Here is a 21,422-nt window from a genome sequence, read left to right as displayed (position 1 = left end):
GTTTGGAGATAGAAAGTATTAGTGTTTTTGATATGTTAAAGATTGGCGTGGGTCCTTCTAGTTCACATACTCTTGGACCATGGCGTGCTGCCGAAAGATGGTTGGCGCGTTTAAATTCTAAAAACAATCTTGAAAAAGTTGAAGAAGTAGAAGTTCACCTATATGGCTCTCTATCATTAACAGGTAAAGGTCATGCCACTGACTATGCGGTAATGTTAGGCTTATTGGGTGCAGATCCAGAATTAATACCAATAGACTCCATTGATTCTTTAATCAACACTATAAAGAATGAGCATGTGCTACGTTTAAATGGTACTTATAAGATTACTTTCAATCCGAAAAAACATATTGTTTTCAATAGAAAATTTCTTCCCTTCCATGCCAACGGATTAAAGTTTCAAGCAATACTAAAATCCGGTAAAAAGATTTCTAAAACTTATTATTCCATTGGTGGCGGATTTGTTATTAGTGAAGAACGAAAAAATGCCAAACGCAAAGTTGACATGTTCAACAAGTTTCCTTTTCCTGTACAAAAAGGAACCGAACTTTTAGATTTCTGTAAAAAAGAAGGCTTAATGATTTCGGAACTAGTCCTGGAAAATGAAAAGTCATTACGAGACGATAAGACAATTGACCATGAGCTAGAGAGAATATGGAACACCATGCTAGAATGCATGTATACGGGTTGCCATACAGAAGGAACTTTACCGGGTGGATTAAATGTTAAGCGCAGGGCTTTTGAAATGCACAACAAATTAAAAAGTGACATCCCCTACACTACCCCTGAAGAATGGTTACAGACCATTCGCCAAACCGAAGTGAAATTTAGACAGATTTTACAATGGGTAAGTTGTTTTGCCCTTAGTGTCAATGAAGTGAACGCATCGTTGGGTCGTGTAGTAACCGCACCTACAAATGGTAGTGCAGGTGTAATACCGGCCGTATTAATGTATTATATGGTTATTGAAAATCATGCAGGAAATTTTGAGCATGTAAAACAATTTCTACTTGTTGCCGGAGAGATTGGCAGTATTTTTAAAAAAGGAGCTACAATTTCTGCCGCCATGGGTGGATGCCAAGCTGAAATTGGCGTATCATCGGCAATGGCAGCGGGCGCTCTTACAGAACTATTGGGCGGTACACCAGAACAAGTACTTATGGCAGCAGAAATTGCCATGGAACATCACTTAGGGCTTACCTGTGATCCTATTGGCGGATTAGTTCAGATACCCTGTATTGAAAGAAATTCTATGGGTGCCATAAAAGCAATAAACGCCGCAGAATTAGCTTTAGGTTCAGACCCTTCCGCAGCGAAAGTACCTCTAGATAAGGTGGTGCAAACCATGTGGGAAACCGCAAAAGATATGAGCTCTAAATACAAAGAAACTTCTGAAGGCGGATTAGCCGTTGGTGTTTTTCTAAGTGATTGCTAAATACACTTTATCTTATAACCTTATATATTATAGTCATTTATAAAATCGCCTTTTTAATAAACTATAGTTTCGCTAAATTTAATTTATGAAAAACTTGATTTCTGAAAGGGTAGCCGATTTTATTAAAAATTACCCCCCTTTTAATGTTCTAGATGGTAAATCTTTATTTCAGTTAGCAGAGCAAGTCCTTATAGTTTATAAGGAAAAGAACAGTATTATATTTTCGGTAGATGAAAGTCAGCATTCTCACTTCTACTTAGTACATAAAGGAGCTGTAACATTAAACAATCCTGCCACTTCTAACATTCTCGATTTTTGTGACGAGGGAGATATTTTTGGTCTACGCCCCTTATTTGCCAATGAAAACTACAAGTTAGAAGCTAGAGCCCATGAAGAATCTATTCTGTACGGTATACCTATAGATATTTTTAGACCTATTGCTAAGCAGAACGAAGAAGTAACTGTTTTTCTAATGGAGAGTTTTGCTTCAAACACTCGTAACCCATATGCTAAAAATCAAAAAGGACAACTCTATGAAAGCGAAGGTGAAGAGACTGCTAGTAGCGAGGTAATAATCCCAGATTTACAATTAGCCAGCTATTCAAAAAAACTAGTGACATGTTCTACGAGAACAACCATACAGAAGGCTGCTGAAATAATGACCAAGAGACAAATTGGGTCTATTTTAGTAATCAGAAAATATTTACCAGTAGGTATTATAACAGATAAAGATTTTAGGAACAAAGTAATATCTGGTAAGCAACCAATTACTGCCACGGTTAAATCTATAATGACTACGCCTGTAATTACCTATCCAAAGAATCTAACAATTACGCAGGCACAAATGGCAATGATGAAAAGTAACATTAGTCATTTGGTCATTACGGAAGATGGGACGCCTAATTCTGCTGCCTTAGGTATTTTATCCAAGCATGATGTTATGGTTTCATTGGGTGACAACCCAGCCGTATTGGTAAAAGCTATTAAACGTACTTCAAAAATTAAAAAAATAAAGCAGCTCAGAAAAAGTGTCATGGTACTTTTAACGGGGTATTTGGAACAAAATATTCCTTTGGGATTAATTGCTAAAATTATCTCTGAACTGAACGACACTTGTATTAAGCAAGTTGTTGAAATCTCCATCGCAAAAATGGACTCTCCGCCACCTGCAAAGTTTGCATGGTTAGCATTAGGTAGCCAAGGTAGAAGTGAGCAACTTTTGCACACAGATCAAGATAATGCACTAGTTTTTGAAGATGTTCCCGAAGAAGATTTACCCAAGACCACTACTTACTTTTTAGACCTTGCAAAGCACATAACTAAAGGACTAAATACAATAGGATACGAATATTGCCCGGCAGATATGATGGCTTCCAATCCAAAATGGTGCTTGAGCTTACAAGAATGGAAAAACAAATTATCGTATTGGATTAGTAACCCAGGACCTAATGAGGTATTAATGTCTTCCATCTTTTTTGATTATAGTCTGGCATATGGTGAACGTAGCTTATTGGACAACATGTCTGAACATATATTTAGAACCGTTGAAAAATACCCTATTTTCTTAGTGCATTTGGCAAACGGGGCATTACAAAGTCCGTCACCAACAGGATTTTTTAGACAATTTGTTGTGGAGCAAGATGGACAACACAAAGATTCTTTTGACTTAAAAAGTAGAGCACTAAGACCGTTAATTGATGCTGCTAGAGTTTTGATACTATCGCATTCCGTTAAGGCTATCAGTAATACTTGGGAAAGATATGAGAAGCTTGCGGAAATTGAACCCAATAATCAAGAGTTATATTTGGCTTGTTCTTATGCCACTAAAGCTTTATTAAAATTTAGAACACGTCAAGGGCTAGCCAATCATGATTCAGGAAGGTTTATTCAACTAGATCAATTGACAAAACAAGAAAAAATGAAATTAAAGCGAACGTTCAAAGCTATTAAGGAAATTCAAGAATTAATTACACTTCGCTTTAAGGTTACTAATATTTTAGGGTAATGGGACTATTTAAAAAAGCACCTAAGAATTTACCGGAATATTGGTTGAAATATGAGACCCTTTTTAAGGACTCGCAGAGCAAAAACATCGATGATTTAATTTTTGTTGTTCTTGATACAGAAACAACAGGTTTTAGTTTTGAGGATGATAGAGTACTATCTATTGGAGCTGTAAAAATCAAAAAAGAGACTATTTCCGTACAGGAGGTTTTTGATATTTATTTAGAACAAGAAAAGTTTAATAAAGACACCGTGCATGTACACGGTCTATTAAAAAACGGTCAGCGAGAATGCATCAGTGAAATTTTAGCCTTAGAAAAATTTTTAGATTATGTTGGAAATGCCATCATAGTTGCCCACCATGCGGGGTTTGATATGGGAATGCTCAATACCGCACTCATAAGACATGGATTGCCTAAATTAAAAAACACTGTATTAGACACAAGTGTTATCTATAAAAAAACGCTGATAAAATCTTATTTAGTACAACCTAAACCTAGCTATACTTTAGATGAATTGGCGGAGAAGTTTTCCATCTCTAAAAAAGATAGGCACACAGCTTTGGGAGATGCCTATATTACTGCAGTAGCATTCTTAAAAATTATATCAAGATTAAAGGAGAAGAAAAACTTCTCCCTTAAATCTTTAATTAGGTAAGTTCTTAAAGGCTTTCCAGGTAATTTAAAACGTTTCTATTGATACGGTCATTTATATGGGTAGTATCCGCTTTTACAAAAGGTTCGCCTGTAATGTGTTCATATAGCTCAATGTATCGCTCAGAAACAGATTCAATATACTCATCAGTCATATGAGGTACGGTCTGTCCTTCTAATCCTTGAAAATCATTTGCGATTAACCATTGCCTTACAAACTCTTTAGAAAGTTGTTTTTGTGGTTCATTGGCATCCTGCCTTTCTTGATATCCTTCAGAATAAAAATATCTAGAGGAATCAGGAGTATGTATTTCGTCTATCAATACAATTTTACCGTCTTTCGTTTTTCCGAATTCATATTTTGTATCAACTAAAATCAATCCTCTTTTTGCAGCTATTTCTGTACCTCTTTCAAATAGTGCGTAAGTATATTTTTCAAGAATAGCATAATCTTCAGCAGATACAATGCCTTTGCTTAAAATGTCTTCTTTAGAAATATCCTCATCATGATCTCCCATTTCTGCTTTAGTTGCTGGAGTAATAATTGGAGTCGGAAATTTATCATTTTCCTTCATTCCCTCGGGCATAGCAACTCCGCAAAGCATTCTTTTCCCAGCTTTATATTCCCTAGCCGCGTGACCAGACATATAACCACGTATAACCATTTCAATTTTAAAAGGTTCACAAGCAATCCCTACAGCCACATTTGGATCGGGAGTGGCAGTTAACCAATTAGGAACAATGTCTTCTGTAGAAGCCATCATTTGCGTTGCAATCTGATTTAGAATTTGACCTTTATAAGGAATTCCTTTTGGCATTACTACATCAAAAGCAGATAACCTATCTGTAGCCACCATCACCAACATATCGTTCTCAAGTGTATATACAGACCTTACTTTGCCTTTGTAGACATTCTTTTGACCTGGGAAATTGAATTCGGTTTCGTAAATAGTATTGTTAGACATGTATTTTATTAATTGTGGTGTTCAATAGTTTTATAAGCTTCAATTACTTTCTTAACAAGCTTATGGCGAATTACATCTTTATCATCAAGGTAGATTACTTCTATACCTTCAACATTCTGCAAAATCAACAAAGCCTCCTTTAATCCTGATACTGTTCTTCTAGGTAAATCGATCTGACCAGGGTCACCGGTTATTAAAAATCTAGCATTTCTTCCCATTCTGGTAAGAAACATTTTCATTTGTGCGTGGGTCGTATTCTGTGCCTCATCTAAAATAACAAAGGCATTATCTAACGTTCTACCGCGCATAAATGCCATAGGGGCAATTTGTATAGTTCCGTTCTCAATGTAATGTACCAACTTCTCAGCGGGTATCATATCCCTTAACGCATCATAAAGAGGTTGCATATAAGGATCAAGCTTCTCCTTTAAATCACCTGGTAAAAACCCTAAATTCTCACCAGCTTCAACAGCAGGTCTTGTTAATATAATTTTCTTTACTTGCTTCTCTTTCAATGCTTTTACAGCAAGAGCTACACCTGTATAGGTTTTACCTGTACCAGCCGGTCCTATGGCAAAAACCATATCGTTCTTTTTAGAAGCATCAACCAAACGTCTTTGGTTTGCAGTTTGGGCTTTAATTAACCTACCACTTACACCATGTACTAAAGTTTCGCCGCTGTTATTCGATGATTTAGATTCATCTTCTTCAGAACTTGTCAAAATCCTTTCAATGCTGTTTTCGTCCAGCTTATTAAATTTTATGTAATGTTGGGTAAGCATATCGAATCGTTTTTCAAACTCTTCTAAAAGCTCTTCATCTCCAAAAACTTTGATTTTATTGCCACGTGCAACAATTTTTAGTTTTGGAAAATACTTTTTCAATAAATCAATATGTTCATTTTGCTGCCCAAAAAACTCTCTCGGGCTAATTTCGGTAAGTTCTAGAATTATCTCGTTCAAACAGTCAGTTTTATAATGATTTATAGTTAGCGAAGATTAATTTCTAATCGCTGTTTTTTTGTTTAATTTTGTATATCAAATTTAAGCAAATTTTAAGTTTGACTAACCAAAAACATATCAACATTGCTGTATGGCAATCATCACCCTAACAACAGATTTCGGATTAAAAGATCACTTTGTTGCCGTATTAAAAGGTTCCATATATAGTGAATTGCCCGATGCTAAGATTGTTGATATTTCGCATGACATCATGCCCTTCAACATTCAAGAGTGCGCATATATTCTTTCTAATTCTTATAAAAGCTTCCCAAAAGGAACTATACATATTGTAGGCGTAGATTCTGAAGAAACGCCCGACAATAAGCATGTAGTAGCTCTAGTTAACGGCCATTATTTTATTAGTGCAAACACTGGTGTCATTGGGCTTATCACCTCAGAAATGACTCCTGATAAAGTAGTGGAAATTAACTTACCAGACTCCATCGCAAACTCATTTCCTGTCTTAAATGTGTTCATTCAAGTTGCATGTCATATTGCGCGTGGCGGCACCTTAGAAATTGTTGGTAAGCCATTCACAGCATTGAATAATTTGAGAGAATTTGCACCTAGAATTGCAGAAGATGGTAAAAAGATTATTGGTAGTGTTATCTATATTGATAACTATGGTAATGTCATTACTAATATTCGTAAAAACCTGTTTGATGCTTACCGTAAAGACCGAAATTATACACTATTAGTTCGCAATCACAAGATTACGACCATTCATAAAGCATATAACGAATTTATAGATTATAGTTTAGAAAAAAACCAACGTAAAAGTGCAGGTGATCTTTTAGCCATATTCAATTCTTCTGACTATATTGAGCTGGCTATTTATAAAAGTAATCTGACTACCGTAGGTGGTGCATCTACCCTATTAGGATTAGATTATAGAGACACCATTATGGTCGATTTTGAATAAATTAAAAAAGTATATTATTCAGTTTATAAATTGAATCTATAGTTTGGCAAAAGAAAACAAAAGTTAATAACTATTTTTAAGAACTAATATTGATGGGGTTTAACTAGTAAAACCTAGTATTACACATCACCTTTAGCACATAGAAACTGTTAATAAGTTTGTTTCCTTAAAAAGACCAATTAAAATATCTTTGTTGGTAACTAAAACTGCCAACGATTAGGAGTTTAAACCTATTGTTCTTGATTAATTTAAGAATAATATCAATAAAATCAAAAGAATGAAATTTATAGTTTCAAGTACCTATTTGCTAAAACAACTTCAAATTTTAGGAGGTGTTATCAATAACAGTAATACGTTACCAATTTTAGATAATTTCCTATTCGATTTGCAAAAGGATAAACTAACAGTATCTGCCTCTGACTTGGAAACAACCATGAGTTCGGTTATTAAAGTTGATTCTGACAACGAAGGTACCATAGCTGTACCGGCAAGATTGCTTTTAGAAACTTTGAAAACTTTTCCTGAGCAACCACTTACATTTGTTGTTGAGGATAACAATACAGTAGAGATTAGTTCTAACCATGGTAAATATGCACTTGCGTATGCAGATGGTGCAGAATTTCCAAAAGCGGTTGATTTATCTAATCCAAGTTCCACAACATTACTTGGAGATATTTTAGCCACTGCTATCAACAAAACAATTTTTGCTGCTGGTAACGATGATTTGAGACCCGTAATGAGCGGAGTCTTTTTTCAATTTTCTCCAGAGAACTTAACGTTTGTTGCTACAGATGCACATAAATTGGTAAAATACCAACGTACAGATGTTAGGGCTTCTCAAGTAGCGGAATTCATTATGCCCAAAAAACCTTTGACATTATTAAAAGGGATATTGGCAGGTAGTGAGTCTGATGTACTTATAGAATACAACGAGAGCAATGCTAAATTCAGCTTTGAAGAAACTGAATTAATTTGTAGACTAATTGATGGCAAGTATCCTAATTATGAAGCAGTAATACCAAAAGAGAATCCTAATAAGCTTACAATAGCTAGAAATCAGTTTTTAAGTTCAGTTAGAAGGGTTTCTATTTTCTCTAACAAGACAACACATCAAATACGTTTAAAAATAGCGGGTGCTGAATTGAACATTTCTGCAGAAGATATAGATTACTCAAACAAGGCAGAAGAACGTTTAACTTGTTCATACCAAGGTGATGATATGCAAATAGGTTTCAACTCAAGATTCTTGACAGAAATGTTGAACAATTTGGGTTCTGATGAAGTTTCATTAGAAATGAGCTTACCAAACCGCGCAGGTATCCTTACTCCTACAGATGGTTTAGATGAGGGCGAATATGTTACAATGTTGGTAATGCCTGTTATGCTTAACAGCTAACATAAACCAGATAAAACTAAAAAGGGTCAGTTACTTAACTGACCCTTTTTTTATTACTATATTTTTCTATGAGATAAAACGTATAGTTCCAAAATAACTTGGAGATTCTCCATTGCTGGCTTTTATGGCATTTACTGCGGGCATTACTATGGATAACACACCTGCAAATATTAATAATAAAATACCGAGTCCGAATAACAAAATACCAGGTATACCTATTATCAGGTATAAGATTAAAGTAAGCTGAAAGTTAATGACAGATTTACCATGTTCTTCCATACCTATAACCGAATCTTTAGTTGTTAACCAAATTACCAGCGGTACAACCAGTCCGCCAAATCCTGTTATAAAGTCTAAATATTGAGATAAATGTGTAATGACCAAAAGATTTCGATCTTCACGAATTACTACTGCGTTTTTATTTACTAGTTCCATTTTTGATTGATTTTAGATGAATACTATAAATATGACGCAGAAGTCCTTTAAATGTTACACATTAAAGCAGTTATAATTTTCTGTTCAATTTATTTAACTTCTCCTGCTCTTTCATAACCTTCATTTGACTTTTAGCAACTTTATCCTCAATCTTCTGTATATCTACTGGAGAAAGGGTTCCTTTTAATTTCCCTTTTTCAAGTTGATTTTTTAATTTATCAATTTGTTTTTCCTCCTTAGAAATAGATTTTTCTTTTGAGTTGATTTGTTTCTTCAGCTTTTCTTCTTTCTTTTTCTCGGCAGCTTCCTTCTTTTCTTTTTTAGCTTCAGCTTCAGCTTTTTCAACCTGTTTCCTTACCTGCTCCATTTCCTTTTCTTGCTCAATGGTAACCTCAGTTGAAGTTTCTTGAGTATCACTTTGAGCAATACCAAATGAGCAAACAAACATAAACACTACCAACAATACTATTTTTTTCATTTTTTGATTACATTTTATAACATGCGAAATTACTATATAATTGAATACTGAAAACAAAATGCATTTAAATTAAGAAAACTACAACAGTTAATAATTGATTATTTTTGCACGATGAATCAAACTGATACCATAATAGCTTTAGCAACTCCAGCAGGCGCTGGAGCCATTGCAATTATTAGACTCTCTGGACCAGAGGCTATTTCCATAGCTTCTAACCATTTTGAGTCAGTCTCTGGTAAAGTTCTTAAAAATCAAAAAAGCCATACTATTCATTTAGGATATATTAAGGATGGAAAAAATGTACTAGATCAAGCATTAATATCAATTTTTAAAGATCCGCATTCGTATACTGGAGAAAACGTGATTGAAATATCTTGCCACGGCTCTCCATATATTCAACAACAAATCATTCAATTATTTTTAAGGAATGGATGTAGAACAGCCGATGCAGGAGAATTTACATTAAGAGCATTTCTAAATGGAAAAATGGATCTTAGTCAAGCCGAAGCTGTAGCCGATTTAATCTCTAGTGATAATGCCGCTAGCCACCAAATTGCAGTACAACAAATGCGTGGCGGGTTTAGTAATGAAATAAAACAATTACGTACCGAACTATTAAACTTTGCTTCTTTAATTGAACTGGAACTCGATTTTTCTGAAGAAGATGTAGAATTTGCCGATCGCACCCAATTCAAAGAACTCTTAACACGAATTCAAAAAGTATTACAGAGCTTAATTGACTCGTTTGCCGTTGGTAATGTAATTAAAAATGGAATACCTGTAGCTATTGTAGGCGAACCCAACGTTGGAAAATCAACGCTACTAAATGCGTTTTTAAATGAGGAGCGTGCATTGGTTTCAGATATTGCAGGCACAACCCGTGACACTATTGAAGATGAGATTTCTATTGGCGGAATTGGTTTCAGGTTTATAGACACAGCCGGTATTCGTGAAACAAAGGATGTCGTTGAAGGAATGGGTATAAAACGAACTTTTGAGAAAATTGAACAGGCTCAAGTAGTCCTTCTGCTAGTTGATGGCTCAAAGCTTCTAAACGATGATCAGAAACTTAAGAACATTGTAATAGATTATGAAAAAATAAAGAATCAAAATCCTCAGAAACCTTTAGTTCTTTTGGTAAATAAATCAGATACGCTTTCAGAATTAGATAAAGATAAGATAGGAAAGCACTTAGATAGCGTTAAATACCTTTCTGCAAAAACAGGGGAAGGAGTAGAAGAATTACAAAATAGCCTTTTAGAATTTGTTAATACAGGCGCACTTCGTAACAACGAAACTATTGTCACAAATACTAGACATTATGATTCATTACTTAAATCACTTGAAGAAATAGAAAAAGTGCAATTTGGTATGAAAGAAAATATTTCTAGTGACTTAATGGCTATTGATGTTAAGGAAGCGCTTTACCATTTAGGAGAAATCACAGGACAAGTAACCAATGATGAGTTGCTAGGGAATATTTTTGCTAATTTTTGTATCGGGAAGTAAAACTAAGCAACAAAATATCAGCCGTGTATGGTTTCATCTTTTCCGTAATTCTTAATTACTTCTGCTTCAAATTCTACTAATTCTTTCCAGCGTTTATCCACATCAACATCTTTACCATATTTACGGGCAAAACCAATAAATGTGGTGTAATGACCTGCTTCGCTAATCATTAAATCCTTATAAAACTTAGATAATTCTGGATCTTGAATTTCCTCTGAAAGTAATTTAAAACGTTCACAACTTCTTGCTTCTATCATAGCAGAAAATAAAAGTCTATCTACCATAGATTGTAACCTATTACCACCTTTGTTCATAAACTTATAAAGTTCGTTTACATAACTGTCCTTTCGCTCTCTACCTAGTGTGAACCCACGCTCTTTAATAATTTCATGAACCATTTGAAAGTGAACCAATTCTTCTTGAGCTAGAAGAAGCAAATCTGTCACTAAATCCGGGTATTCAGAATTTAGAGTAATAATAGTAATAGCATTAGTAGCTGCCTTTTGTTCACACCATGCATGATCAGTTAGTATCTCTTCTATGTTCTTTTCAACGATATTCACCCATCTTGGGTCTGTGGCAAGTTTTAAATGAAGCATGACTATTTATTTTACCGTAAAAATAGGTGTATATCTATCATAATAGCTTGAATTTTATAAATAAGCATAATTCACAATCATCTAAGGCATTAAGCCATAAGGACATAAGTTTTATGGTGTTGCAAATAGATTCGTTGAAAAACACCAAACAATTATGATAAGAAAATTTAGTTATATCTCTATATAATCAAAGACGAATAGTTAATTTCGTACAGAGCTATCCTATAAACGCTAATTTCTATGCAATTTCAGGCACTTTTTTTTGTGCTTGTAAATAACAAAAATCTAATTCTTACTTATGTTTAATTTTTTCTCCAAGAAACATTTTTTAATAGATCATTTAGAAGGTTTTATAGATGTTCATAACCATTTATTACCAGGTATAGATGATGGTGCAAAGACTGTTGAAGATTCCATTGAACTGATTAAAGGTTTTAATGAATTTGGAGTGACAGATTTTATTTGTACCCCTCATATTATGGAGAATTATTATCCCAATACACCATTAACTATCAATAGCTCCCTATCAATACTTAAGAATGCTCTCAATATGAATAATTTAGAGCACGTAAATGTTGATATAGCAGCAGAACATATGATTGATTCTGGCTTTGCAAAACTACTTGACGAGAAAAATATAATGCCTTTAACCAAAAGCTACCTTCTAATTGAGATGTCGTATTTACAGGCTTCTATTAATTTTGATAGTGCAGTTCAAAAAATTAAGAGTTCCGGGTTGTTTCCAATCTTCGCGCATCCAGAACGGTATGCGTATTTACATAAAAATCTTAGAAATTATACGCAATATAAAGATGAAGGATTATTATTTCAATTGAATATATTGTCTTTAAGTGATTATTACGGAAAAGAAGTAAATAAGACAGCCCTGTGGTTACTTAAAAATAATTTAATAGATTTTATGGCGAGCGACGTTCACAAAATCTCTCAACTAAATTATTTAAAAAAAATAAGCATCAATGAAAAAACACTGATGCTTATAAAACCTGTAATAGAAAAAACTATTTATAATTTTAAATAAGGTAGATTAAAATTTCCACCATTTTTTACTTGTCTTACTATAACCGTAACCATATTTACCGCCATAGCCCAATTCGTCTAAAGTTACATCATTTACTACAAAAGATATTCCTTTCAACTTACCTTCATCACGAAGACTTAATGGAAACTTAACAGCAGTTTCATCCGTAACCCCTGCTCTAGTTACGTAAATAATATGATCTGCATAAGGTGCTATCATTAGGGTATCACTTACAACCATCATTGGCGCTGTATCTACAATTACATAATCATACATTTCAGACACTTCCTTCAATAAATCATTCACTTTAGTACTCAATAATAGCTCCGCAGGATTTGGCGGGATTTTACCTGAATATATAACATCAATAGTATTATGATGTACCAACATTGGTCTAATAATATCTTTAACTTGAATAGTATCGTCTAGTAAAAATTCCGTTAAACCTGCATCCTTATTTCTAGAAGGAGTTTTAAGTTTATCGACCGCATCTCCAGAAAAGAAAGAATATAATTTAGGATTTCTAATATCTGCACCTACTAAAAGAACTTTTTTATCAGTACTTGCTAATATCATTGATAAATTAGAAGAAACAAACGTTTTTCCTTCACCAGGTGTACTAGAGGTAACATATATTATATTGTTCTTATTTCTATCGTTAGCGTGTTTAGTTTTAATTAAAAAATCTAAATTAGCCCTTATAATACGTAAAGCTTCTGCTAAAACCGATCGATCATCATTAATAATAATCTTACTATCCTTTTTCGACAGTCTAGGTAATTCACCTAATACTGGTACTTCATTTGTAAATTTCTCTAAACTATGTTTGTTATGAATTTTAGTATCCAATAAATCTTTAGCGTAAATGAATCCAAAAGGTACTAATAGTCCTAATATCAGCGATGATAAATAAACCAACCCATTTTTAGGTTTAACTGGTTCTTGTTGCACAAGATGAGCACTATCTATAACCTTGGATTTAGGTGAACTTGAAGCCATGGCAATCTGAGACTCTTCACGCTTTTGAAGAAGATAAAGAAATAATGACTCCGTAGTCTGCTGTTGTCTTTCAATATCTCTAAGCTGTCTTGAATTACTGGGGGCAGAGTAGATTTTTGAATTTATACGAGATAATTGTCCGCTCAAATTATTCACTTGCATTCCTAAATTCCTCTCCATACCGGACAAACTGCTCTTAATATTACCTTTTAAACCAGCTAATTGTTCATCTAGATTAACAATAATAGGATTTTGTTCATCTGCACTTTTCAATAAACGCTTACGTTCTAAAGCAAGTTCATTATATTTAGCTGTAGTATTTGCAATACTAGGGTCAGAAAGACCAACGTTTGAAGGAATAACATCAAATCCATTCTCATCAGAAAGAATCTGGTTCATTCCGTTAGCTATATTTAATTGTGTTTTAGCATTCTCCAGTTCTTGCCTATTGGCTGCACTTAAATTTAGAGCAATATTAGATTCATTGGCAATATCAGTAACCCCTTTTGAAGTTTTAAAATCTTGTGCATCTTGATCCACCGAAGTCAAATCACCTGAAATTTCTTTAATTCTATCGTCAATAAAATTCGAAGTCCTATCAGCTATTATTTTTTTATCAAGAATCCCATTTTCATTATATTCATTAATCAAACCATTTAGAATATCTATACTCTTTTGAGGTATTGGATCCGTTAATTCGATATTAATTATATTAGATTTTTCACCTATAGCACTTATCAACGTATTAAGTTGATAAGCTTCTGCCACAGTAAAAATTGGCATAATTTCAATGAATATTCTCTTTCCTGAAAATTGTTTAAGAAATTCAGTATTTGGAGTTAGTACTATATCCCCAATTGGTGTTTCAATATTCTTACCATAAGAATAAATTTTAACAGGTCCATCTTCCAAAAGATTAAATCCAAAATTATTAGAATCTTGAATATCAACATAAAATGTCAATTGAGAATTATTGATAATAGAATCATTAGCAATAAAATTTATGTTAAAAGGTCTTTTTCTATATACCTCAGATGTTTTTACATTACCGAGTACATTATATCTAATATTTAATTTTAAATCTTTAACAACTTCAATAAAATTTGACCTTGAGTTTAATATTTCAATTTCGTCTTCAACTTTATTCGTTCCACCCACACCCAAAATATCTAAATCGCTAAAAGCAGCTAATTCTGACGAGGCATTTTTTTCTTCAATAATATGAATTTTAGCTTGCCCTGCATATTGAGGAGTAGCATACCTTAAATAAATTGTGGCCAACAAAATGGCTATTATTGCACCCACTACAAACCATTTCCATTTTTTTGTATAAACCTTAAGTGTTTCACTTAAGGTTTGATTTGTATTTACAGTTTCACTCATGAAAATATATTATTATATTGATATAATTTATAACTACTTAATTTCTAGTTAAAATTAAAACGGAAGAAGTGATTAAAACAGAAGCTATAGATACCAAAATGGTAGCTCTATTATCCAATGATGAAGCAGTAATCGCTGATTTATTAGGTTCCACATATACTACATCATTTTGTGTCAAATAATATACTGGAGAGTCAAGAGCTTCTTTACTTGTCAAATTAATGCGATGATAAACCTTAGTACCATCAAAATCACGAATTACTAAAACATTATCTCTTTTACCCTTTATAGTTAAATCATTTGCCAAGCCTAAAGCTTCAAGAATAGTTATTTGTTCACCAATAACAGGATAAGTTCCCGGAGATTTTACTTCTCCTAATATTGTAACAGTAAAATTCTTTAAACGAATATTTATAATTGGATCCTTCAAATAGTTACTTAATTTTTCCTTTAATAATTCTTTAGTCTTTTCTGCTGTTAAACCAGCAATTTTCACTTGACCAACAACCGGAAAATCTATATTCCCACTTTTATCTATAATGTAATCTAATTGTTCTGCTCTTAAACTACTTTCATCCATACCTTTAACTAAATTAAATGGCATACTCGCTTGGGGATCCAAAGTAGATACATTTATAGAAACAACATCATCTACCTTGAATGTCTGAGAATGATTATTCTCACCAACATTTGTTTCATAATCTCCAACACCTTGAAAATACACAACATCTTTATGAGAAGCACACGAGTGCAATAAAAATATTGTACTCAAAAAAAGAAATGTTTTTGATTTAATTACAGATAAACGATTCATTTAATTTTAATTTTAGATTGATTTTAAGATTTTACTATTTTAAGCTTTTGTTCCGAGTCTTTCTTTGACTCTTCTTTATCAAAGTCACACAAATCAGAATTTTTCGATATATATTCAGGTACAATCTCCTTCATCAATTTTACTGTATTACCGCTGAAAAACATATTGGTAATACACAATTCATCAATTTTTGACCTTACTTTAGCATATTCTACCTCTCGAACCTTGCTAATCTTTATCTTTTGATGATATGTAGGCAAGGTATTTTCTCAATTTGCCAAAAGTTCTTCATATAGCTTTTCACCCGGTCGCAAACCTGTAATCTTAATATCAATATCTTCTGGATAACGTAAACCGGATAATTTAATCATGTTTTTAGCCAAATCAAATATCTTAACCGATTCACCCATATCAAAAATAAAAATCTCACCTCCTTCTCCCATTGCCCCTGCCTCTAAAACTAGCTGTGAAGCTTCTGGTATGGTCATGAAATATCTCGTTATATCTTTATGTGTCAAAGTTAAAGGTCCACCTTTCTCTATTTGTTTTCTAAATAGTGGAATAACTGAACCGTTAGAACCTAAAACATTTCCAAATCTGGTAGTAATAAATTTGGTTTTATTTTCCTTTTGCATACAACTAATATAAATTTCTGCAATTCTCTTAGTTGCTCCCATTACATTAGTTGGGTTTACAGCTTTATCCGTAGAAACAAAAACAAATTTTTCTACTCCATGTAAAACAGATAAATCTGCAACATTTTTAGTTCCTCCAATATTAATTTTTATGGCTTCATAAGAATTGTATTCCATCAATGGAACATGTTTATATGCCGCAGCATGAAAAACAATATTTGGCCTATGTTCTCCAAAAAGAGCATTCATCCTATTTTTATCTCGAATATCTGTGACAATCGGTATAAAATTATGAAAACCATTTTGTTTTAATTCTTGTTGTAAATCATATAATGCTGATTCAGCGGAATCAATAATAATCAACGATTTATAACCATAATTACAAATCTGTCGAACAATTTCACTACCTATAGACCCTGCTCCACCTGTTACCATTATAGTTTTATTCATCAACTCCATTGCAATTTTACTATTCTTAATAGTAATTGGAGCTCGATCTAATAAATCTTCAATTTGAACTTGCTTTATTTGAGAAACTTTCAACTCTCCGTTAATCCAATCTTCAATAGGTGGAACAATTTTAACAACAATAGGTAAATCAACTAAGCCTTCCACTGTTTTTCTCAATTTGACTGAATCAATATTTTGTATTGAAAAAATAATTTCAGAAATATTATTCTTAACTATAAAAGCCTCAGTTAACGTTCTTCTAGCAAATACAGGTACTCCATTAATATTCTTACCGATTTTTTTGGCATCTCTATCAATATATCCAATAACTTTATAACGACTTTTACTGTTATTTTCAATCGCACCATGTGTTAACACTCCAGAATCTCCAGCACCATAAATCAAGATATTCTTAGTCACTTTTATAGTGCTATTCATTTTGTTATAAAATGATTTAAAAACAAAACGAGAAGCGGCAAGACCTATAAAAGCAATTAAACTATTTATAATAATAATAGATAGCGGTATTGTAAACTGACTTAAAATATCCATCTGCCTATTAATCATTACAATAAAAATGACCAATATACTAAAGAAACATACTGCGTTAAAAATATTATATACATCTCTAACCCCTGTATGCCGAACAACTCCCTTATAAGACCCTACAATTAAGAAAGCCATTAATGCTGCTACAGCTACCAAAGGTATTTGAACCAAAAAATTATGAACATCAAAATTTAAGGTTAAATTAAATCGAATAAAATAAGATAATATAAAAGCGAAAACTACCGTTAGTAGGTCAATGCATAACACAAGCCATTTAGAGGCATAACGTTGCGCATTATAATTTAGATATTTTTGTATCATGATAAAACGTTTTTGATAGTTGTTACAACTCGTTCTAATTCTTCATTTAACAAATTAGAACCGCTAGGCAAACAGAGACCTCTCTCGAACAATGATGCTGAGGTACCATCTACAAACTGCTTTGAAGTTTTAAAAATCGGCTGTAAGTGTAGTGGCTTCCATAATGGTCTAGACTCAACATTAACTTCAAGAAGAGCTAACCTGAGTTTTTCTCTTATTTCATAAGATGGTGTTAAGATACAACTTAACCATCTATTTGAAAAATACCCTTCAGGCTCAGAAAGAAATTTAATTTCTTTAAATTGATCCAAAGACTCCATATAAAACTGATGATTGGCTCTACGGGCATTTACTCGGTTTTTTAAAACCTCCATTTGCCCACGACCTATACCGGCCAATACATTACTCATCCTATAATTATAGCCTATATTAGAGTGTTGATAATGGGGTGCATCATCTCTTGCTTGTGTAGCTAAAAATATAGCCCTTTCGATATAATTCTTATTTTTAGAGACTAAGGCTCCACCACCGGAAGTAGTTATTATTTTATTTCCATTAAAAGACAAAACTCCAATATCGCCAAAAGTTCCGCATGCATTGTTGTTAAAATAGCTACCAAGGGCTTCTGCACTATCTTCTAAAATAGGTATTTCAAATTCATCCGCTAATGCTCTAATTTCAGCAACTTTATAAGGCATTCCATATAAATGGACAGCAATAATTGCCTTTGGCTTTTTACCTTCTTTGATTCCGCTTTCAATAGCCTTTCTTAAAAGTTTTGGAGATATATTCCATGTATCGGTTTCACTATCTACAAATACTGGTTCAGCACCTAAATAAGAAATCGGATTGGCAGAAGCAGAAAATGTAAAACTTTGACAAATGACATCATCACCCTTTCCTACACCTAATAACTCAAGGCCTAAATGTATGGCTGCAGTCCCCGAACTTAAAGCGGCAACATGAACAGCGTTGCCTAACTCATCTTTAATTGCCTTTTCAAAAGCATTAACATTCGGTCCTAATGGAGCAATCCAATTAGTATCAAAGGCATCATTAACATAATTTTGCTCTGTTCCTCCCATATGCGGAGAAGAAAGCCATACTTTGGTTAGGTTTGAAACGGTTTTCAATAGTTGTCAATTTAGGATTACAAATATAAGGCTCAAAATTAACTATAGATTTAATCAAAACAGTGAATTAACATTATATTTCGTTTAATATGTGTAAATTATCGGTTAAAGGAAATACTATCTACCATTTACCGTCTTCTCAGACTTTTAAACCCAGTAAATAACGACTTCATCTAAAATATATTTTCTAATCGAACGTTATTTTTTAATCTTTGCTTTTTTAAATCCTATTTAAATAAAATGAAAAAAATTACAAAAATTTGCTGTATTGGTGCTGGTTACGTAGGTGGCCCAACAATGTCGGTTATTGCAAAACAATGTCCAGAAATACAAGTAACAGTAGTAGACATTAATCAAGATCGTATCGATCAATGGAATACTGTTAATTTAGATGAACTCCCTATATATGAACCAGGTTTAAAAGAAATTGTTGGTGAAACACGAGGAAAGAATTTATTCTTCTCTACCGAAGTAGATAAAGCCATCGATGAAGCTCAAATGATATTTATTTCTGTAAACACCCCTACTAAAACATATGGAAAAGGTAAAGGGCAAGCTGCAGATTTAAAATTTATAGAACTTTGTGCCCGCAACATTGCCAAAGTTGCTAAAGATGATAAGATAGTAGTTGAAAAATCTACACTTCCGGTAAGAACAGCCCAGGCAATTCAAAATATTTTGGATAATACTGGCAACTCTGTTAAGTTTGAAATTTTATCAAACCCAGAGTTTTTAGCTGAAGGTACTGCCATTGAAGATTTAATTCATGCAGACCGTGTATTAATTGGTGGAAATGACACGCCTAGTGGACAAGCAGCCAAAGACGCATTAAGTGCTGTTTATGAGCATTGGCTACCAAAAGAACGTATTTTACAGACGAATGTTTGGTCTTCAGAATTATCAAAATTAGTTGCTAATGCTTTTTTAGCGCAACGTGTTTCGTCTATCAATACCATATCGGCTCTCTGCGAAAAAACAGATGCCAATATTCAAGAAATTTCTAGAGCCATTGGTTTTGATAGTAGAATAGGATCAAAATTTTTAAATGCATCCGTTGGTTTTGGTGGGTCTTGTTTTCAAAAAGACATATTAAACTTAGTATATATTGCACGGTCATACGGTTTAAATGAAGTAGCCGATTATTGGGAGCAGGTAATTATAGCTAATGATTATCAAAAAAGTCGCTTTGCTGAAAATATTATAACTAATCTTTATAATACCATTTCAGGTAAAAAAATTGTTATGTATGGTTGGGCGTTTAAAAAAGACACGAATGACACCCGAGAATCTGCCGCTATTGCAGTTGCCGATGCTTTGTTAGAAGAACGTGCTGAAATAATAGTATATGACCCTAAGGTATCAGAAGAACGCATTTATGCCGATTTAGACTACCTAAATACAAGATCACCAGAAGAGAATAGAAGATTATTAAAGGTGACAAAAGAACCTATTGAAGTTACGAAAGATGCGCATGCAATTGCAATTTTAACCGAATGGGATGAATTTAAAACCTATGACTGGGAAACAATTTATAAGCAAATGCTTAAACCTGCTTTTGTGTTTGACGGTAGACGTTTATTAGAAACTGACACTATGAAAGGTATTGGCTTTAATTACTACAAAATAGGGCAATCATGAAAGTTCTAGTAACTGGGGCTGCTGGGTTTATTGGTTTTTTTGTTTCTAAAAATTTAGTCGCGCAAGGTCATGAAGTTATTGGCTTAGACAATATCAACGACTATTATGATGTAAATCTTAAATATGCGAGATTAAATCAACTTGGTATAGAAAAAAATGATGCTGAACAATTTAATATTTTAACTAATAGTACTACAAAAGCCCCTTTTTCATTTATAAGGTTGGCACTAGAAGACCGTGAAAATTTACCCATTTTATTCAAGCAACAGAATTTTGATGTAGTTTGTAATTTAGCTGCGCAGGCAGGTGTTCGTTATAGTTTAGAAAACCCAGAAGCCTATGTAGATAGTAATCTAGTTGGTTTTTTAAACGTTTTAGAATGTTGCCGTAACAATGAAATCAAACACCTAGTATATGCTAGTAGTTCTAGTGTATATGGGTTAAATGACAAAGTACCTTTTAAAACTACCGACCCGGTAGACCATCCAGTTAGCCTATATGCTGCTACCAAAAAAAGTAATGAGCTAATGGCACATACCTATAGCCATCTTTATAAATTCCAATGCACAGGACTTCGGTTTTTCACTGTCTATGGTCCATGGGGCAGACCCGATATGGCCTATTTTTCATTTACTAAAAATATTTTAGCAAATAAGCCTATTAATGTTTATAACAATGGAGAATTAGCAAGGGACTTTACATATATTGATGATATAGTTAACGGAATCTGTTTGATTATAGAAAAAGGCTTCATACCTAATTCAAATTCTAAAAGCAATGCGGCTATATATAATATTGGCAGAGGAAAATCAGTAAAACTGATGGATTTTATAAAGACGATAGAGATAAATTTGAATAAAGAGGCAAATTTAATAATGAAGCCAATGCAAGACGGTGATGTTTTTAAAACATGGGCAGACACCACAGAACTCACCGAAAATTACAATTATTCCCCTAAGATAAATTTAGATGATGGTGTTAAAATGTTTATAAACTGGTATCTAACATCCAAATAACCAACTTTGATAGTTAAATTCACGTAAATTATTATATTAAAAATCGTGGC

The 21,422-nt window shown here is 33.2% G+C and carries 17 protein-coding genes and 1 pseudogene; 9 read left to right on the top strand and 9 right to left on the bottom strand.

Annotated features, from left to right (window positions below; genetic code table 11):
- The first annotated feature begins 8 nt into the window (after window positions 1–8).
- From BM296_RS14695 to BM296_RS14685, 3 genes are all read left to right on the top strand, one after another.
- Complete coding sequence (locus tag BM296_RS14695; RefSeq protein WP_091904877.1) at window positions 9–1,433, top strand: L-serine ammonia-lyase; 1,425 nt, start codon at window positions 9–11, stop codon at window positions 1,431–1,433.
- Window positions 1,434–1,518: 85 nt separating this feature from the next.
- Complete coding sequence (locus tag BM296_RS14690; RefSeq protein WP_091904059.1) at window positions 1,519–3,438, top strand: DUF294 nucleotidyltransferase-like domain-containing protein; 1,920 nt, start codon at window positions 1,519–1,521, stop codon at window positions 3,436–3,438.
- Window positions 3,438–4,094: a 3'-5' exonuclease gene (locus BM296_RS14685; protein WP_091904057.1), complete on the top strand. Its 657-nt coding sequence runs from the start codon at window positions 3,438–3,440 to the stop codon at window positions 4,092–4,094. Before BM296_RS14690 ends, BM296_RS14685 begins: the two co-directional genes overlap by 1 nt.
- Window positions 4,095–4,098: 4 nt before the next feature.
- On the opposite strand, the gene BM296_RS14680 is transcribed toward BM296_RS14685, so the two are convergent.
- Both BM296_RS14680 and BM296_RS14675 read right to left on the bottom strand, forming a co-directional pair.
- Window positions 4,099–5,055, bottom strand: a complete 957-nt coding sequence (locus BM296_RS14680; RefSeq protein WP_091904055.1) for a phosphoribosylaminoimidazolesuccinocarboxamide synthase — start codon at window positions 5,053–5,055, stop codon at window positions 4,099–4,101.
- 8 nt (window positions 5,056–5,063) lie between these two features.
- Complete coding sequence (locus BM296_RS14675) at window positions 5,064–6,017, bottom strand: PhoH family protein (RefSeq protein WP_091904053.1); 954 nt, start codon at window positions 6,015–6,017, stop codon at window positions 5,064–5,066.
- A 130-nt stretch (window positions 6,018–6,147) separates the two neighbouring features.
- Between BM296_RS14675 and BM296_RS14670 the strand changes: the two genes are divergently transcribed.
- Window positions 6,148–6,978, top strand: a complete 831-nt coding sequence (locus tag BM296_RS14670; RefSeq protein ID WP_091904051.1) for an SAM hydrolase/SAM-dependent halogenase family protein — start codon at window positions 6,148–6,150, stop codon at window positions 6,976–6,978.
- A gap of 277 nt (window positions 6,979–7,255) precedes the next feature.
- The gene (gene dnaN, locus BM296_RS14665; protein WP_091904049.1) at window positions 7,256–8,374 is read left to right on the top strand and encodes a DNA polymerase III subunit beta; all 1,119 of its coding nucleotides are present in this window, start codon (window positions 7,256–7,258) and stop codon (window positions 8,372–8,374) included.
- A 66-nt stretch (window positions 8,375–8,440) separates the two neighbouring features.
- Here dnaN and BM296_RS14660 read toward each other — a convergent pair whose 3' ends face one another.
- Together BM296_RS14660 and BM296_RS19440 are read right to left on the bottom strand one after the other, a co-directional pair.
- Window positions 8,441–8,809 carry a DUF4870 domain-containing protein gene (locus tag BM296_RS14660; RefSeq protein WP_091904047.1) on the bottom strand — a complete coding sequence of 123 codons (369 nt, stop codon included), beginning with the start codon at window positions 8,807–8,809 and terminating at the stop codon, window positions 8,441–8,443.
- 70 nt (window positions 8,810–8,879) lie between these two features.
- Window positions 8,880–9,287, bottom strand: a complete 408-nt coding sequence (locus BM296_RS19440; RefSeq protein WP_091904045.1) for a hypothetical protein — start codon at window positions 9,285–9,287, stop codon at window positions 8,880–8,882.
- 111 nt (window positions 9,288–9,398) lie between these two features.
- On the opposite strand from BM296_RS19440, the gene mnmE reads away from it, so the two are divergent.
- Window positions 9,399–10,796, top strand: a complete 1,398-nt coding sequence (gene mnmE / locus BM296_RS14650; RefSeq protein WP_091904043.1) for a tRNA uridine-5-carboxymethylaminomethyl(34) synthesis GTPase MnmE — start codon at window positions 9,399–9,401, stop codon at window positions 10,794–10,796.
- Window positions 10,797–10,813: 17 nt separating this feature from the next.
- On the opposite strand, the gene miaE is transcribed toward mnmE, so the two are convergent.
- Window positions 10,814–11,395 (bottom strand): MiaE family protein, encoded by a 582-nt coding sequence (gene miaE / locus BM296_RS14645; protein ID WP_091904041.1) that lies wholly within the window; start codon window positions 11,393–11,395, stop codon window positions 10,814–10,816.
- Window positions 11,396–11,693: 298 nt separating this feature from the next.
- On the opposite strand from miaE, the gene BM296_RS14640 reads away from it, so the two are divergent.
- Complete coding sequence (locus BM296_RS14640; protein ID WP_091904039.1) at window positions 11,694–12,434, top strand: tyrosine-protein phosphatase; 741 nt, start codon at window positions 11,694–11,696, stop codon at window positions 12,432–12,434.
- 6 nt (window positions 12,435–12,440) lie between these two features.
- Here the strand turns inward: BM296_RS14640 and BM296_RS14635 are convergent, their stop codons facing one another.
- From BM296_RS14635 to BM296_RS14620, 4 genes and pseudogenes are all read right to left on the bottom strand, one after another.
- Window positions 12,441–14,816: a GumC family protein gene (locus tag BM296_RS14635; RefSeq protein ID WP_091904037.1), complete on the bottom strand. Its 2,376-nt coding sequence runs from the start codon at window positions 14,814–14,816 to the stop codon at window positions 12,441–12,443.
- A 37-nt stretch (window positions 14,817–14,853) separates the two neighbouring features.
- The gene (locus BM296_RS14630) at window positions 14,854–15,630 is read right to left on the bottom strand and encodes a polysaccharide biosynthesis/export family protein (protein ID WP_027066501.1); all 777 of its coding nucleotides are present in this window, start codon (window positions 15,628–15,630) and stop codon (window positions 14,854–14,856) included.
- 23 nt (window positions 15,631–15,653) lie between these two features.
- A pseudogene (locus BM296_RS14625) lies at window positions 15,654–17,585 on the bottom strand (polysaccharide biosynthesis protein).
- Window positions 17,582–18,670 (bottom strand): DegT/DnrJ/EryC1/StrS family aminotransferase, encoded by a 1,089-nt coding sequence (locus BM296_RS14620; RefSeq protein WP_091904873.1) that lies wholly within the window; start codon window positions 18,668–18,670, stop codon window positions 17,582–17,584. Before BM296_RS14620 ends, BM296_RS14625 begins: the two are co-directional and overlap by 4 nt.
- Before the next feature lie 288 nt (window positions 18,671–18,958).
- On the opposite strand from BM296_RS14620, the gene BM296_RS14615 reads away from it, so the two are divergent.
- Both BM296_RS14615 and BM296_RS14610 read left to right on the top strand, forming a co-directional pair.
- Complete coding sequence (locus BM296_RS14615) at window positions 18,959–20,356, top strand: nucleotide sugar dehydrogenase (protein WP_027066498.1); 1,398 nt, start codon at window positions 18,959–18,961, stop codon at window positions 20,354–20,356.
- A complete protein-coding gene (locus BM296_RS14610; RefSeq protein WP_091904035.1) occupies window positions 20,353–21,372 on the top strand; it encodes an NAD-dependent epimerase/dehydratase family protein in 1,020 nt (339 codons plus the stop codon). Before BM296_RS14615 ends, BM296_RS14610 begins: the two co-directional genes overlap by 4 nt.
- Window positions 21,373–21,422 lie beyond the last annotated feature (50 nt).

Origin of the sequence: Maribacter stanieri (assembly GCF_900112245.1) — a bacterium.
In the GTDB taxonomy this organism is placed as follows: domain Bacteria; phylum Bacteroidota; class Bacteroidia; order Flavobacteriales; family Flavobacteriaceae; genus Maribacter; species Maribacter stanieri.
Note: the sequence above shows the minus strand (reverse complement) of the source record. Positions and strands in the feature narration are given on the sequence as shown.

What these genes read in the sequence shown, in the direction of transcription:
- BM296_RS14690 (WP_091904059.1), top strand. Translation starts at nt 1,519, where the DNA reads ATGAAAAACTTGATTTCTGAAAGGGTAGCCGATTTTATTAAAAATTAC.
- BM296_RS14635 (WP_091904037.1), bottom strand. Translation starts at nt 14,816, where the DNA reads ATGAGTGAAACTGTAAATACAAATCAAACCTTAAGTGAAACACTTAAG.
- BM296_RS14670 (WP_091904051.1), top strand. Translation starts at nt 6,148, where the DNA reads ATGGCAATCATCACCCTAACAACAGATTTCGGATTAAAAGATCACTTT.
- BM296_RS14620 (WP_091904873.1), bottom strand. Translation starts at nt 18,670, where the DNA reads ATGGGAGGAACAGAGCAAAATTATGTTAATGATGCCTTTGATACTAAT.
- BM296_RS14630 (WP_027066501.1), bottom strand. Translation starts at nt 15,630, where the DNA reads ATGAATCGTTTATCTGTAATTAAATCAAAAACATTTCTTTTTTTGAGT.
- BM296_RS14685 (WP_091904057.1), top strand. Translation starts at nt 3,438, where the DNA reads ATGGGACTATTTAAAAAAGCACCTAAGAATTTACCGGAATATTGGTTG.
- dnaN (WP_091904049.1), top strand. Translation starts at nt 7,256, where the DNA reads ATGAAATTTATAGTTTCAAGTACCTATTTGCTAAAACAACTTCAAATT.
- BM296_RS14680 (WP_091904055.1), bottom strand. Translation starts at nt 5,055, where the DNA reads ATGTCTAACAATACTATTTACGAAACCGAATTCAATTTCCCAGGTCAA.
- BM296_RS19440 (WP_091904045.1), bottom strand. Translation starts at nt 9,287, where the DNA reads ATGAAAAAAATAGTATTGTTGGTAGTGTTTATGTTTGTTTGCTCATTT.
- miaE (WP_091904041.1), bottom strand. Translation starts at nt 11,395, where the DNA reads ATGCTTCATTTAAAACTTGCCACAGACCCAAGATGGGTGAATATCGTT.
- BM296_RS14610 (WP_091904035.1), top strand. Translation starts at nt 20,353, where the DNA reads ATGAAAGTTCTAGTAACTGGGGCTGCTGGGTTTATTGGTTTTTTTGTT.
- mnmE (WP_091904043.1), top strand. Translation starts at nt 9,399, where the DNA reads ATGAATCAAACTGATACCATAATAGCTTTAGCAACTCCAGCAGGCGCT.
- BM296_RS14660 (WP_091904047.1), bottom strand. Translation starts at nt 8,809, where the DNA reads ATGGAACTAGTAAATAAAAACGCAGTAGTAATTCGTGAAGATCGAAAT.
- BM296_RS14640 (WP_091904039.1), top strand. Translation starts at nt 11,694, where the DNA reads ATGTTTAATTTTTTCTCCAAGAAACATTTTTTAATAGATCATTTAGAA.
- BM296_RS14615 (WP_027066498.1), top strand. Translation starts at nt 18,959, where the DNA reads ATGAAAAAAATTACAAAAATTTGCTGTATTGGTGCTGGTTACGTAGGT.